Raw genomic sequence first — 13,993 nt, 5'->3', positions numbered from 1 at the left:
GCAGATCCCGCGCATCACACGGGCTCACGCCAAACCTAGCCAAGGATTTCCTCACGGTAAACCCCCCTCTCATTCCCCTAAGTTTTCCCGTGGGGAAGCTCGTTTGGCAACAAATGTGCTCGGATCTGTGAAACGCCCCTGCTAAGGCCAGCAAAACGCATGATCGCTTGATCAAAATTCCAGCATCCTCCACCCCGCCCCTCCCGATCACGTAATAATAACTTGAGCCAAGCCCCTCCCCGCTCTAGCTTTCACCCATCGCCAAACCGAAACCCGACAAGCGGCCCCCAACAGCCGGAAGGAATCCAATGCGCCTTACGAAATTACTCGCCAGCACCGCCATCGCCTTCAGCTTCGCAACCCTCGCAAACGCCGCCGACCCAGATATTACCGTGTTCGACTGGGCGGGTTTTGAAAACCAATCCCTGATCGAGGCTTACGTTGCCAAAAACGGCGATATGCCGACCTATTCCTTCTTCGGCGATGATGATGAGGCGTTCCAAAAGGTCTCCAACGGCTTTAAGGCCGATGTCGCCCACCCTTGCGCGCAAATGGTACAGAAATACCGCGACGCTGGCCTGCTTGAGCCATGGGATATAAGCAAAATCCCGCTTTATGGCGAGATTGGTGAGCGCTACAAAAAGTCCAAAATCTTCGCCGACGAAACCGGCGTTTGGTACATCCCAACCGACGGCGCTTATACTGCGGTCGCCTATAACACCGATTTGGTGAAGCCCGAGCAAGTAGCCTCGCTGCAAGTCTTCGTCGATCCGGCCTTCGCGGGCAAAATCTCGCTGCCAGATAATACCGATGACACTTGGTCGCTGGCCCTGCTCGCCACCGGCGTTTCCGACTGGACCAACGTGACCGAGGAGCAATTTCAAGCCGCCGGCGCTTGGCTGCGCCTCGCCCATGCAAACGTGCGCACCTATTGGGCCGACCCTTCCGAGCTCGCCCAGCTGATGAAGACCGGCGAAGTTGTGATCGCTTGGACATGGAACGACGGCGTCGCTAACCTGAGGAAAGAGGGCGTGCCAGTGGCGTTCAACCGCACCCCGAAGGAGGGCGTCGCCAACTGGTTCTGCGGCTACGTCAACTTCAAGGACGCCCCCGGCAGCGAAGACAAAGCCTACGATTTTATCAACGCTTGGCTCGACCACGGCTCAGCCAAGGGCTTGCTGGATAATTTCGGCTACGTCCACGCCAACGATGTCGCGATGAAAGACATTCCGGTTGAGGAACTCAAAGCCCATGATGTTGACCCGGTCGATGGCATCCTGCTGTCTCAGGTGCCGATTGACCCCACCATGCGCGACCGCATGACGCAAGAGTTTGAGATGATCAAATCCGGCTTCTGATCCGGCAAGGTGCGTGCCAGCACGCACCTTCCTCCCCCTTGCGCCCCGCGCACCCCCGCCCTATATTCACCCTGTCCGGGGCAACTCGGACTATGGCGATAAACGCACCCATAATAAACGGCTCGGACCCGGGGGCGGTACCCGGCGACTCCACCAATTCACCCTCTCATTTGGGGCGTGTGGGGTCGAAATAGGATCGACGAACGTCTAAAGGGGCCAGCTTTCGCTCGGTGAGGTACCACCGTCATCGGTCCAAAACGTACAGTTGCAAATGACAACCGTGCTCCGGCAATGGCTTTGGCTGCGTAAGCAGTTCGAGTCGCCGAAACTAAGTCCTTGCGCTTAGCCGCGTAAGGCGGGGTCCGCCGGAACCTGGCAACAGAATCCGGCACCTTTCCCACTTGCAGTCAGTGGTTCAGTCGAGTCCGAATTGATCGCAATCTGGCCGTCCATTCTCGCATTTATCCCGCAATTGCCGAGTATTACTCGCCCAGTAGGGCGTCTCAAAACGCGCAAAATATCGAACGCCGCCCGCATCCCGCTTGACGCGCTCGCCCTAATTTTCTATCCAAACCCATGGGGTCCGCGAACACCCCGTGAGGCTCAGGCCCAAGGCTCGCATCCATTGTCACCGCACAGGATGCCCCATGCCCGGACCAAACCAAATCACTCCCGCTCAACTGATGCGCCTGATCGGCGTGCCCGACGCGCCCGCAATCGTTGATGTGCGCCTGCCCGAAGATCTCGCCGCCGATCCCCGTCTGATCCCCGGCAGCCTCATCCTGCCGCATGATCGCTTCGATCCTGCCCCAGCAAATCTGCACGGCCAAAAGGTCATAGTGGTCTGCCAAAAAGGCCGCAAACTCTCTGAAGGTGTCGCGGCCCTGTTGCGCACCCAATCCATCGACGCACAGGTTTTAGAAGGCGGATCAATGGCTTGGGCCGAGGCAGCCTTGCCGATGATCCCGCTCAAAGCTTACCCAAAAACCAACCTCTGGGTTACGCGCCATCGCCCCAAAATCGACCGCATCGCCTGCCCATGGCTGATCCGCCGCTTCATCGACCCCACCGCCCGCTTCTTGTTCGTAGCCCCAACCGAGGTGCAAGCCGTCGCCGACCGCTTCAGCGCCACACCTTTCGACATCGAAGACTGCTTTTATAGCCACCGCGGCGAAACCTGCACCTTTGATACTTTAATCACCGAATTCGCCCTGCACACAGAACCCCTGCAACGTCTCGCCCAAGTCGTGCGCGCAGCCGACACAGATCGTCACGACCTCTCGCCGCAAGCCGCTGGCCTGCTTGCAATTTCTGTCGGCCTGTCCCGCCAATTCCGTAACGACCTCGAGCAACTCGACGTCGGAATGACGCTATACGACGCGCTTTACCGCTGGGCCCGCGACGGCCATGAAGAAGGCCACGACTGGCCCGCTGGCCGCAGCGCATGACCACCATTCCCGAACTGACCCGCGCCTTCGCCCGCATTGGCATCTTGTCCTTTGGTGGCCCCGCCGCACAAATAGCCTTGATGCACCGCGAACTCGTCGATGAGAAACAATGGGTGTCCGAGGACGAATACCTCTCGGCCCTGTCGTTTTGCATGATGCTGCCGGGGCCAGAGGCGATGCAACTCGCCACTTGGATAGGCTGGCGCAAACACGGCACCATCGGCGGCCTGATCGCGGGCGGCCTCTTCGTCCTCCCCGGCGCGCTAATAGTGCTCGCCCTCTCAATGATCTACGCTGCATGGGGCACAATCCCGCTCGTCGCGGCCCTGTTCACCGGAGTCCAAGCCGCCGTCCTCGCCGTCGTGATCGAAGCCCTAATCCGCGTCTCCAAACGCGCCCTGAAATCGCGCACGCAATGGGTGATCGCAGCCCTCGCCTTCACCGCCCTGTTCTTCTTCGCAGCCCCCTTTCCCGCCGTAATCCTAGCCGCTGGCCTCTGGGGATTCTTCACTGCCAAACCCGACCAATCCACCGCCACCACCCCAGCCCCATGGCTGCAATCCATCCGTGCCGCCGCAATCTGGGGCGCTGTTTGGCTGATCCCCCTCGCCCTCACCCTGCTGTTCGCCCCGCCAATCCTAGGCCAAATCGCGCTGTTCTTCTCCAAACTCAGCCTGCTCACCTTCGGCGGCGCCTATGCAGTCCTAACATGGATGGCACAGGACGTCGTGCAGCAAAAACAATGGCTTACCTTACCACAAATGATCGACGGCTTGGGCCTGGCCGAAACCACCCCCGGCCCGCTGATCCTCGTGACCGAATTCGTAGGCTACCTCGCCGCCATCAAACATGGCCTGCTGATTGGCCTCGCCGGAGCCATCCTCACCCTCTGGATGACCTTCGCACCTTGCTTTTTGTGGATCTTCGCAGGCGCTCCATGGATCGCCCGCCTGACCCACGCCCCTCGGCTGTCCCAAGCCCTGAAAGCCATCACTGCGGCTGTTGTCGGCGTCATCGCCAACCTGTCACTATGGTTCGCAGCCCACGTCATCTTCGCCACCGTCACCCCCCTCGCGTTAGGCCCGCTGCACCTGATCGCCCCCGATCCCACCTCGCTAAAACTACTCCCCACTGCGCTCGCCCTGCTCGCAGCCCAACTGCTGCTGCGCCACCACTGGCCACTTCCCCTCGTGCTTGCTCTCTGCGCGATAACTTCCGCTGCAGTTGCAGCATTGTAAGCCTCCCCCCTTCCCTTTAAGACCGAATCCCCTATGGTGGCAAAATTAAGCAAAGGTGGCCCATGGCGAAATCTATTGATTACGGAAACCTCATGCACCGCGCGATGCGGGGATTGATCCAGACCGTTCTCAAGGATGTGGGCGCCAATGGTTTGCCCGGCGCGCATCACTTCTTCATCACGTTTGACACCACGATCCATGGCGTTGTGATGGCCGATTGGCTGCGCTCGCGCTATCCTGGTGAGATGACCATTGTGGTGCAGCATTGGTTTGAAGATCTGATCGTCACCGATGAAGGCTTTGAAATCACGCTAAATTTTGGCAATCAGCCAGAGCATCTGGTGATCCCATTTGACTCTGTCCGCACCTTTGTTGACCCCTCGGTAGAGTTTGGTTTGCGCTTTGAAACCCATGAAGACGACGAAGACGAAGACGAGGATGATCCCGAAGATGATCCAACCCCGCCGCAGGGCGACGCGGAAATCGTACGTTTGGATAAGTTCCGCAAGCAATAGAATGCTTTAATCCTGCGAGGAGGCTGCAATGGCCAACGAAGCTATGCTGTTCTTGCGTCAATTTATCAGCAACCCCCTGCAGGTGTCCTCCGTCGCCCCCTCCTCCCGCTGGCTCGCCCGCGCCATGGCGCAAAGCCTCGGCCCCAGCTCCGGGCGCGTTGTGGAGTTCGGCCCCGGCACCGGCGTGCTGACCCAAGGCATTCTCGCCGCAGGCGTCGCCGCCAAAGACCTCACCCTGTTTGAGATGAGCCCCGATTTCACCAAACTGCTGCGGCAGAAATTCCCCGATGTCACCGTGCACAACGCCCCGGCCCAATCTGCGGTCACCTCGGTGCAGCCCGGTGTTTCGGCTGTAATTTCTGGCCTGCCGCTGCTGTCGATGCCGCTGGCCGTTCGCGAATCCATTGTCAAAGCCGCCTTCGACATTCTCGCCCCCGACGGTGTCTACGTGCAGTTCACTTACGGTTCCAAACCTCCGCTTTCACTTGAGCAACTCGCACAACTTGGGCTGAAAGTCAGCGAGCGCCCGAAAGTCTGGCTTAACATCCCCCCCGCCCGCGTCTTCCACTTCCGGCGCGCTTAAACAGCGGTATACTGTCGCATACAGATTGAATTCCAAGCCCTTTCGCGCTATGCCGCAGCAACCCTATTATAAGGCTTGCACATGTCCGCCACCCGTACCGAAACCGATAGCTTTGGCCCGCTGGACGTTCCCGCCGACAAATACTGGGGCGCGCAAACCCAGCGCTCAATTCAAAATTTCCCGATCGGGTGGGAGCGTCAACCAATCGCCATCGTCCGCGCTCTGGGCGTGATCAAAAAGGCATGCGCGCTTGTGAACATCGCGCAAGGCGACATCGACGCAGGGCTTGGCGAGACGATTGCCAAAGCCGCACAAGAGGTCATCGACGGCAAGTTTGATGACAACTTTCCGCTGGTGGTGTGGCAAACCGGCTCCGGCACTCAGTCGAATATGAACGCCAACGAAGTGATCTCAAACCGCGCAATTGAAATGCTCGGCGGCGTAATGGGCTCGAAAAAACCCGTGCATCCGAATGATCACGTCAACATGGGCCAATCGTCAAACGACACTTTTCCCACCGCAATGCACGTTGCCATTGGCATGATGGCGCGCGATGTTCTGCTGCCGGGTCTGGTCAAACTACACGCGGCTTTGGATGCCAAAGCCATTGAATTCAAAGACATTATCAAAATCGGTCGCACCCATACGCAAGACGCCACGCCGCTGACTTTGGGCCAAGAATTCTCCGGTTATGCCAAGCAAGTTGAAAAAGGCATCGCGCGGGTCAAGATGTGCCTGCCCGATATCTGCGAACTCGCCCAAGGCGGCACCGCCGTTGGTACCGGCCTCAACACCCGTGTTGGCTGGGACGTCCGGGTTGCCGCCGCGATTGCCGAGATCACCGATCTGCCCTTCGTCACCGCCCCAAATAAGTTTGAGGCTTTGGCCGCGCATGATGCCATGGTAATGTTTTCAGGCGCATTGAAAACTGTCGCTGCCAGCCTGTTCAAAATCGCCAACGACCTGCGTTTGCTGGGGTCCGGCCCACGCTCGGGCCTTGGCGAGTTGATTTTGCCCGAAAACGAACCGGGCTCGTCAATCATGCCGGGCAAGGTCAACCCGACCCAAGCCGAAGCCCTCACCATGGTTTGCGCGCAAGTGATGGGCAACGACGCGGCCGTCGGCTTCGCAGGCTCGCAGGGCCACTTTGAGCTGAACGTTTACAACCCAATGATGTCCTATAACGTCTTGCAATCTATGCAACTTTTGGGCGACGCGGCGGGCTCTTTCACCGATAACATGGTCGTTGGCACTCGAGCCAATATCGCCCGCATCGACAAGCTGATGAAGGAATCGCTGATGCTGGTCACGGCATTGGCCCCAACCATCGGCTATGATGCCGCCACCAAAGTCGCCAAAACCGCGCATAAAAACGGCACGACATTGCGCGAAGAAGCCATCGCGTTGGGCTACGTTGACGGCGAAACCTTCGACCGCGTGGTGCGGCCCGAAGATATGGTTGGACCGAAAGGTTAATGGCCGAAATCATCAATCTGCGCAGCGTGCGGAAGGCCAAAGATCGGCTGGAAACCCGCGCGCAGGCAGATGCCAATGCGGTGAAATTCGGTCGCCGTAAAGCCGATAAATCGCTGGAAGCCGCGCGTCTGGAAAAAGCCGCGCGTGATCTAGACGGTCACGCTTTGTCACCCAAAACCCCAGAATGAGCGGCCGTCCCGTCAAACATTCGGTGACGCTGAAGGGCCACCGCACCTCTATCTCGTTGGAAGCCGCGTTCTGGGACGGGTTTTGCGAAATCGCTCGGATGCGAGGCCAGACACTTAACGCCTTAGCCGCCGAAATCGACGCCGCCCGAGATAATGACATCGGCCTCGCCTCGGCAATCCGGGTCTTTGTGCTGGCCGAATTGCGCCGATAGACCCCTGATTCGGGCATCATAATTAACGGCCACAAGGCCCGCCCAAACCCCGCCAGCAATATGGCCGCTTTCCATATAGAAAATGGCCGCTTTCTGGGTCATTAACCTTTCGTTAAAGAGGCTGATTAACAACGCGATTTCATCCACTTACCGGACGATCCTAACGTCGGCTGACCCGCAACCAAATCCCATCCTTAGCCCGCACCGTCAAATGCGCCACCGGCACCGGCAGTTCTCGCGTCAGCTCAAAGCGAAACGCCCGCGCCAGCATCGCCAGCAGCAAAGTGCCCTCCACCATCGCAAATCCCGCCCCGGTACAAACCCGTGGTCCCGCCGAAAACGGCATGTAAGCGTCCCTGACACAGGCGCGATTTTCCTCGGTTTGCCAACGACTTGGGTCAAATTCGTCGGGCCTATCCCAGATGCGCTCGTGACGATGCAGATGCCACGCGCTAAGCACAATCTGCGCCCCCGGAGCCACCTTGCGCCCCCGCATATCCTCAGGCTTGGCGTTCTCGCGCACCATCATCGGCACCGGCGGATACAGCCGCAAAACCTCACGAAACACATCACGCGTAAAGCGCAGCTTTGATAACGCACTGAATTCAGGCGTATTTCCCAAACCCTGCGCCTCGGCAGCCACCTTCTCCTGCACCTCCGGATCCATCGCCAACATCAATAACGCCCAAGACAAAGCCGAAGCACTCGTCTCATGCCCCGCGAGGAAAAAGATCGCCACCTGATCGACCATCTCGCCCGTCTCAAACCGTTCGCCAGTCAGCGGATCAGCCGTCGTCATGATCTTCGTCGCCAGATCATCCGGCGCAGTTTCAGCCGCAATCTGAGCCGCTCGGCCCTCCGTCAACCGCGTTATCAACGCCCGAATTACCGCCGCGGAACGCTTAGTTGCTCGGCGATGAAACCGAGGCACCCATTTTGGCAACGGCAAGAAAGCCGCAAGGTTTAGAATGGGTTGCGTGCGTTGATAAGTGCGGAATTCGGCAAAAACTGCCGAGGCCACCTCGTGTTCAATCGGAATTGAGAACAGCGTGCGAAAGATCACGTCCGCCGCCGCGTGGCTCATCTCCTCCTCGACCTCAACCTCGCCCAACGGCATCCGAGCCACCGCCGCCTGCCCCGCCGCCCACATCGCAGGATAGGTATCGCGCAAACGGCCGCCCTCGAATGCCGGGTCAATAATCCGCCGCTGCCGCTTCCAAACCTCGCCATTGGTCACGAAAACCGAGTTGCCCAGCAGCGGCTTCAGCCCTTCGCCGATGCGGTTGGACTTCGGAAAATCATCGGGGCGCTCAACCAGCACCCGGTTCACCAAGGCCGGATCGTTGCACATATAACTGCGAAAAAACGCCGTGCGAAACTCCGCCATCCAAGCCCGATACAACCGCGCAGGTTGGGCGGACAGGATATCAGCGCGGAACAGACGAAGGTACTGAAACAAAGAGACTTTATCAGCCCGTGGCGTCGGTCTTGGCGGGATCATGCCATATCCCGGTAGCCCGAAGCCGCCCGTTCGACCCTGCTTTTCGATGGCGGCCGATCTCGGTAACGGTCAGCCAAGCTGACTGGCCCGGCAGTAATCTGGAAATAGTCGTATTCTCCGGGGCGGTCAAAAGCGCAAAGATACTGAAAATGCAGCCTAAAAAATTTCCAGCGCAATTCTTTCCAACGTTCTGGTGACAGGGTTTGTGTGAAGGCAGCCGAAATCACCAAAGGCCATAATTTGTCCGGCGGGGCCACGCCAGTTACCGCGACCGGATCACACAAAGCAAACGCGCAGCCGTCACCGGGGGCGGTCACATCGACCCAAAACAATTCATTTCGTGCAGAAAGATAATGCAAATCACCGCGCAAGCGCTTGGCTTTCGGCAGGAATGACACCATCGGAACAACTTGGCCCAGCGACACAAAACCAAGCTGCGCTGAACCAGCAGGCAGCCCTTCGCGCAGCAAATCGGCCAGTACAGACACCGCCAAATGCGCGCCCGAGGAATGGCCAACCACCAAAACTTCATCAAATCCTTGGGTTAGCGCCTCGGCGATCGACAACCGAAACGCAGTCATCCGCGCCTCTAACTCGGGCGGATTTGCACCACCCGCTTGCGCCGAATATGCATAATCATGCATCAGATAGTAGGCGAATACCTTGTTATCCCAGCGTTTAAACGCCCGCAGCAAAGCCCAGATCACGCCCAGTCCCGCAGCCCAGCCGAGCAGCGGATGCACCCAAGCTACCAGTTCGCCGATGCCCCAACCTGCCAAACAGGCGAACAGCAGTTGCACCAGCAAAAACACGATCGGATACAACGCCGCGATCATTGGGCCCTTACGCAAGCCCGCCAATCTGAACAGCGCACCCGACCCGACATAAGCGTAAACCGTGTGTGCCAACTGCATATAGGTCGCCAGAATCCCGCGCGACATTGAGGTTTTGACGATATCCGACCAAACCAACACCTCAATTTCGGCTTCGGTCACCGCGCCGTCAATGGTGCTTTTGACGTGCCAGCCATACGGCCCTCCAGTTTTTTTGGGTTTCAATGCAAGCTGATAGCCTGAAATCTTCGCCTGCGCGGCACCCTCTTTGCGATATAGCTCGCGGTAACGCCGTGGATGAATAGGATCATAACCCGGGATGTAGAAAACTCGCCTACGATGCACGCGTGGATCGGGTGTGTCTTGCTGAATTGTCGGTTCCATTGCGCCCCTGTCTGGTTGCCGCTATCATGGCAGAGGAACGCGGGGATTTTAAGGGTAAGAATGTCAGTCGGGGATGTCAGCCCAAAGTCGACAGAAATGGCATGTTTTCAAGCAGCCAATACGAGAATGACGAGAAGCCTCCGGTCAGCATCAGCAGACCAATCGTCCATAGCAGAAGCCCCATAATTTTTTCGATCCGCTCGGCATGACGTTTCATGAAGGCGACGAAGGGCGCAAGCCGAGCGAAAAACGCAGCTACCAGCAGGAAAGGGATGCCCAAGCCTGCCGCATAAACCGCCAACAACGTCATGCCGCGCGCAACATTGCCCTCTTGTGCGGCCAGCGACAGGATCGCGCCAAGTTGCGGACCGATGCAGGGCGTCCAGCCAAAGGCGAAAGCCAGCCCAAGGACATAGGCACCAAATGCCGATCCGCCTTGGTCTCCCGCATCAAGCCGCATCTCGCGGTCGAGGAAGCCGATGCGGAAGATGCCGATGAAATGCGCGCCAAAGATCATCACCACGATCCCGGCAAACGTCGCGAATATGGTCGCATTGCCCAGAAAAAACGCGCCGAACGCCGAGGCTGCGAGGCCGAGCAGTAAGAAAACCGTTGACAAACCTAAGACGAAAAACAGCGCGGCCAACAGCGGCGAGCGGCCTGTTTTCATCTCCGAAACCGAAATCCCAGACATATAAGCCAGATAAGGCGGTACAATCGGCAGGACGCAAGGGCTTAAGAACGACAGGATACCCGCGATTAACGCTACCAGCATCGCCGGGATCAGACTTGCGTCAAAGATGTCGATGCCGAACATGAAAACTCCGTTTTGACCGATCTAACGCAGTTGGCGGCAAAGGTCACGCGGGGTTGCCTCACGTCTGCGTGCGGCATTTTAGACTGGTGTTCGTTGCCTTCGGCGGGGATATTTGCGCGCAGAGGATGGATTCTGTAATGAAATGGGATGTGGAAATTGATTGCTTGGGCATGTTGTGCCCTTTGCCGGTTTTGCGGGCGCGCAAGCGGCTGATCGGCATGGCTGCGGGCGATGTGTTGCGGGTGCTGGCCAGCGACAAGATGGCGGCGATTGATTTGCCGCATTTCTGCGTCGAGGCTGGCCATAAGTTTCTAGGAACCAGCGACGTGAAAGGTGGCAGCGCTTATCTGATCCAGCGCGGGATGTGAGAAGGGCGGCAGGTTCCCCCACCGCCCATTCTGTTGTCTTTTCAGTGCCTTAGCGACCCAACGACCACCAGCCGCGCTTCTTCGGCTTCGGCGTTCCATCTTCTTCAACAGGTTCACTCGCATCGGATTGAACGTCAGCCTCAGCGGCCGTTTCAGCTTGAGCCAATTCTACTTGAGCTGGTTCGGGCTGGGGGAGATCGGGCTGCGCTGGTTCGGGTTTCCGCGCATCTGGTTGCGGCGCAGGGGTTTCGACAGCTTCAAGCTCGGGCGCTTTCGCTTCGGCTTCGACAACCACAGCATCGACCGGGGCGTCAGCTTTTGGCTTTGCGCGGCTGCGCCTCGGTTTTGGCGCTTCCACCACTGCCGGAGCTTCGGCCACAGGCGCATCGGCGATCGCGGCATCCGCCACGGCAGCCTCAACATCAGCCTCAGGCTTAGCTGTTCTGCTGCGTGAACGGCTGCTAGCGGGTTTTGCCACCTCCGCTTTCGGAACCTCTGCAGCAGCCGCAGTTGACTTGCTGCCACGCGGCGCACGGGTGCGGGTCGGTTTTTTGACCTCCGGTTCTGCCACTACGACAGGTGCCTCGGCGGCAGCTTCGGTCAACGCTGTCGGCGCGTCATGGCCTGCGTCGTCATCCGCGCTTACCGCGTCGTCGCCGTCGTCATCACCTTCTTCACCATCATCGCCTTCGGCTTCCGCACCGGCAATAGCCTCACCCGGCTGACCCGGCTTTTTGCGCCGACGCCGACGCCGACGCTTTTTGCCCGTACCTTCGCCATTGGCCGCAGTAGGCGTCGCCGCAGCGGCAGCGGCCGCCGGAGCGGCCTCAACGACTTCGGCATCTTCGACGTCATCCACATCGTCAATGATATCGTCATCTTCTTCTTCAGCCACCGGAGCGCCCATCAGCGAGGCGTTGCCCGAAATTACCGAAGAAACATCCGGCACCACGCGGGTCGCAGTTTTGAACTTCTCAATCGAGAAATCGGGGCTGATCATTAATGGATCACATTCGATGCGCACGGCCATGCCGTAACGCGCCTCGATCAAAGCAATATGTTCGCGCTTGCCATTGATCAGGAAGTTCACGATGCCAATCGGAGCGCGCAAAAGCACTTCTTTCGAGCGTTTACGCGTGCCCTCTTCTTCCAAAGCGCGCAAAACCTGCAAGCCAAGGCTGTCGTCCGAGCGGATCAAACCAGTGCCATGGCAATGTGAGCACGGTTGAGTGGTCGATTCCAACATCCCCGGACGCAAACGTTGACGCGACATTTCCATCAGGCCGAAGCCAGAGATCCGGCCAACTTGAATCCGTGCGCGGTCGGTCTTCAGCTTGTCTTTCAGCTTTTTCTCGACGGCGGCGTTGTTGCGACGCTCTTCCATGTCGATGAAGTCGATCACGATCAGGCCAGCCAAATCGCGCAGACGCAACTGACGCGCAACCTCCTCGGCTGCCTCAAGGTTGGTCTTTAAAGCGGTGTCCTCAATGGACCCCTCTTTGGTGGCACGACCGGAGTTCACGTCAACAGCGACCAGCGCCTCGGTGATACCGATCACAATATAACCGCCGGATTTCAGCTGCACGGTCGGGTTGAACATGCCGCCAAGATAGCTCTCGACCTGATATTTCGCGAACAGTGGCGTCGGCTCATCATAGCGCACCACCGATTTGGCGTGGCTCGGCATTATCATCCGCATGAAGTCTTTCGCGATGCGATAGCCCGCCTCGCCTTCAACCAAAATCTCATCAATCTCGCGGCTGTAAAGGTCGCGGATCGTGCGTTTGATCAGGTTGCCTTCCTCATAAATCGCGGCAGGCGCGATGGATTTGAGGGTCAGCTCGCGGATCTGCTCCCACAGCCGCATCAGATATTCGTAGTCACGCTTGATCTCGGGCTTGGTGCGTTTGGCGCCAGCGGTCCGAATGATCAGGCCAGCGCCTTCTGGCACTTCAATCTCAGTCGCGATCTCTTTCAGCTTTTTGCGATCAGCTGCTTGTGTGATTTTGCGAGAAATCCCGCCGCCGCGCGCGGTGTTGGGCATCAGCACGCAATAGCGACCAGCGAGCGATAGGTAAGTCGTCAGCGCCGCACCCTTGTTGCCGCGTTCTTCTTTGACAACCTGCACCAGCATAATCTGGCGGACTTTGATCACTTCTTGGATTTTATAACGCCGTGCCCGAGGCTTACGCGGTGCCGCGATTTCTTCCGACACATCTTCATCAGCGATCGACTCGATCTCATCATCGGTATCCGAGGCGTGGTCGATGGAGCGGTAAACCGGCTCTGCTTCATCGCCATCAACCGACGCCACGTTGTGCGTGTGGCTGTGGTCGTGGTGCGGCTGTTCAACCACGTCTGCGGGCGCAGACTGCATCAACGCATCAGCGCCGGTTTCGTCTCCTAGATCAACCACATCCATGCTGCTGATTTCGGACGACTGCACGGCGTCGCCTTCGACGGCCTCAGCGTGCGGGCGCTGTTGTTGCTGCTGCGGCTTGGGCCGCGGACGCGAGCGGCGATTGTCTTCTTCATCTTGCGCACGGTTAAAGGCGCGTTCTTCTTCCAGCAAAGCTTGGCGATCGGCGACCGGGATCTGGTAATAATCCGGGTGAATCTCTGCAAAAGCCAAAAAGCCGTGGCGATTTCCACCGTAATCAACAAAGGCTGCTTGCAGCGAAGGCTCTACCCGGGTGATTTTGGCGAGGTAGATATTTCCGGCAAGCTGGCGCTTGTTTACAGTTTCAAAATCGAACTCTTCGACCTTGTTTCCGTCGACCACAACAACCCGAGTCTCCTCGGCATGGGTGGCGTCGATAAGCATTTTCTTTGACATATCAATCCATTGCGCCTGTCATGACAAAGCCCTCCCGGCGGTGCGGAAGGGGAGTTTGACACAAAGAGGCGGCTTGTTCGGGCGGCTGCGCGCAACGCAAATAGGCGGGCTGTGCCCGGTGGGCACCCCTCGCCTTGAATTGCCAATGTCGCGCACATCATCGCGGTTCACGTTTGGGCTGCTTGCGCGGCCCACCTTAAAAAGCCCGGTTCGATCCTGTATTATCAGTCACTTAC

The 13,993-nt window shown here is 58.3% G+C and carries 13 protein-coding genes and 1 other RNA gene; 10 read left to right on the top strand and 4 right to left on the bottom strand.

All coding sequences use genetic code 11. From position 1 onward, the window contains the following. The first annotated feature begins 308 nt into the window (after positions 1-308). From JWS10_RS14990 to JWS10_RS14950, 9 genes are all read left to right on the top strand, one after another. Positions 309-1,358 (top strand): extracellular solute-binding protein, encoded by a 1,050-nt coding sequence (locus JWS10_RS14990; protein WP_299508678.1) that lies wholly within the window; start codon positions 309-311, stop codon positions 1,356-1,358. A gap of 34 nt (positions 1,359-1,392) precedes the next feature. Next, positions 1,393-1,751: a transfer-messenger RNA gene (gene ssrA, locus JWS10_RS14985) on the top strand. A gap of 254 nt (positions 1,752-2,005) precedes the next feature. Beyond that, complete coding sequence (locus JWS10_RS14980) at positions 2,006-2,806, top strand: sulfurtransferase/chromate resistance protein (protein WP_299508677.1); 801 nt, start codon at positions 2,006-2,008, stop codon at positions 2,804-2,806. After that, on the top strand, positions 2,803-4,044 hold the full coding sequence (gene chrA / locus JWS10_RS14975; protein ID WP_299508676.1) for a chromate efflux transporter: 1,242 nt from the start codon (positions 2,803-2,805) through the stop codon (positions 4,042-4,044). The genes JWS10_RS14980 and chrA overlap by 4 nt, the downstream gene beginning before the upstream one ends. 62 nt (positions 4,045-4,106) lie before the next feature. Further along, positions 4,107-4,559, top strand: coding sequence for a ClpXP protease specificity-enhancing factor SspB (locus JWS10_RS14970; RefSeq protein WP_299508675.1), 453 nt, complete (start codon positions 4,107-4,109; stop codon positions 4,557-4,559). Positions 4,560-4,587: 28 nt separating this feature from the next. Beyond that, entirely contained in the window at positions 4,588-5,142 is a 555-nt protein-coding gene (locus JWS10_RS14965) for an rRNA adenine N-6-methyltransferase family protein (protein WP_299508674.1), read from the top strand. Between the two features lie 81 nt (positions 5,143-5,223). Further along, the gene (gene fumC, locus JWS10_RS14960; protein ID WP_299508673.1) at positions 5,224-6,618 is read left to right on the top strand and encodes a class II fumarate hydratase; all 1,395 of its coding nucleotides are present in this window, start codon (positions 5,224-5,226) and stop codon (positions 6,616-6,618) included. After that, positions 6,618-6,806: a DUF4169 family protein gene (locus JWS10_RS14955; protein WP_299479000.1), complete on the top strand. Its 189-nt coding sequence runs from the start codon at positions 6,618-6,620 to the stop codon at positions 6,804-6,806. The genes fumC and JWS10_RS14955 overlap by 1 nt, the downstream gene beginning before the upstream one ends. Next, a complete protein-coding gene (locus tag JWS10_RS14950) occupies positions 6,803-7,018 on the top strand; it encodes a ribbon-helix-helix domain-containing protein (RefSeq protein WP_299479003.1) in 216 nt (71 codons plus the stop codon). Before JWS10_RS14955 ends, JWS10_RS14950 begins: the two co-directional genes overlap by 4 nt. Before the next feature lie 160 nt (positions 7,019-7,178). Here the strand turns inward: JWS10_RS14950 and JWS10_RS14945 are convergent, their stop codons facing one another. The 3 genes from JWS10_RS14945 to JWS10_RS14935 all read right to left on the bottom strand — a co-directional run bounded on the left by JWS10_RS14945 (position 7,179) and on the right by JWS10_RS14935 (position 10,553). After that, entirely contained in the window at positions 7,179-8,519 is a 1,341-nt protein-coding gene (locus JWS10_RS14945; RefSeq protein WP_299508672.1) for a cytochrome P450, read from the bottom strand. Next, on the bottom strand, positions 8,516-9,736 hold the full coding sequence (locus JWS10_RS14940; protein WP_299508671.1) for a hypothetical protein: 1,221 nt from the start codon (positions 9,734-9,736) through the stop codon (positions 8,516-8,518). Before JWS10_RS14940 ends, JWS10_RS14945 begins: the two co-directional genes overlap by 4 nt. Before the next feature lie 76 nt (positions 9,737-9,812). After that, on the bottom strand, positions 9,813-10,553 hold the full coding sequence (locus JWS10_RS14935; protein WP_299482974.1) for a cytochrome c biogenesis protein CcdA: 741 nt from the start codon (positions 10,551-10,553) through the stop codon (positions 9,813-9,815). Positions 10,554-10,690: 137 nt separating this feature from the next. On the opposite strand from JWS10_RS14935, the gene JWS10_RS14930 reads away from it, so the two are divergent. Next, entirely contained in the window at positions 10,691-10,921 is a 231-nt protein-coding gene (locus tag JWS10_RS14930; protein ID WP_299508670.1) for a sulfurtransferase TusA family protein, read from the top strand. Between the two features lie 49 nt (positions 10,922-10,970). Here JWS10_RS14930 and JWS10_RS14925 read toward each other — a convergent pair whose 3' ends face one another. Further along, positions 10,971-13,757: a ribonuclease E/G gene (locus tag JWS10_RS14925; RefSeq protein ID WP_299508669.1), complete on the bottom strand. Its 2,787-nt coding sequence runs from the start codon at positions 13,755-13,757 to the stop codon at positions 10,971-10,973. Positions 13,758-13,993: the final 236 nt, after the last annotated feature.

The sequence above is a fragment of the Cypionkella sp. genome (assembly GCF_028290025.1).
GTDB lineage: Bacteria > Pseudomonadota > Alphaproteobacteria > Rhodobacterales > Rhodobacteraceae > Cypionkella.
Note: the sequence above shows the minus strand (reverse complement) of the source record. Positions and strands in the feature narration are given on the sequence as shown.

Coding starts and splice junctions, on each gene's coding strand:
- JWS10_RS14950 (WP_299479003.1), top strand. CDS start 6,803: ATGAGCGGCCGTCCCGTCAAACATTCGGTGACGCTGAAGGGCCACCGC.
- JWS10_RS14990 (WP_299508678.1), top strand. CDS start 309: ATGCGCCTTACGAAATTACTCGCCAGCACCGCCATCGCCTTCAGCTTC.
- JWS10_RS14955 (WP_299479000.1), top strand. CDS start 6,618: ATGGCCGAAATCATCAATCTGCGCAGCGTGCGGAAGGCCAAAGATCGG.
- JWS10_RS14980 (WP_299508677.1), top strand. CDS start 2,006: ATGCCCGGACCAAACCAAATCACTCCCGCTCAACTGATGCGCCTGATC.
- JWS10_RS14925 (WP_299508669.1), bottom strand. CDS start 13,757: ATGTCAAAGAAAATGCTTATCGACGCCACCCATGCCGAGGAGACTCGG.
- chrA (WP_299508676.1), top strand. CDS start 2,803: ATGACCACCATTCCCGAACTGACCCGCGCCTTCGCCCGCATTGGCATC.
- JWS10_RS14930 (WP_299508670.1), top strand. CDS start 10,691: ATGAAATGGGATGTGGAAATTGATTGCTTGGGCATGTTGTGCCCTTTG.
- fumC (WP_299508673.1), top strand. CDS start 5,224: ATGTCCGCCACCCGTACCGAAACCGATAGCTTTGGCCCGCTGGACGTT.
- JWS10_RS14965 (WP_299508674.1), top strand. CDS start 4,588: ATGGCCAACGAAGCTATGCTGTTCTTGCGTCAATTTATCAGCAACCCC.
- JWS10_RS14970 (WP_299508675.1), top strand. CDS start 4,107: ATGGCGAAATCTATTGATTACGGAAACCTCATGCACCGCGCGATGCGG.
- JWS10_RS14935 (WP_299482974.1), bottom strand. CDS start 10,553: ATGTTCGGCATCGACATCTTTGACGCAAGTCTGATCCCGGCGATGCTG.
- JWS10_RS14945 (WP_299508672.1), bottom strand. CDS start 8,519: ATGATCCCGCCAAGACCGACGCCACGGGCTGATAAAGTCTCTTTGTTT.
- JWS10_RS14940 (WP_299508671.1), bottom strand. CDS start 9,736: ATGGAACCGACAATTCAGCAAGACACACCCGATCCACGCGTGCATCGT.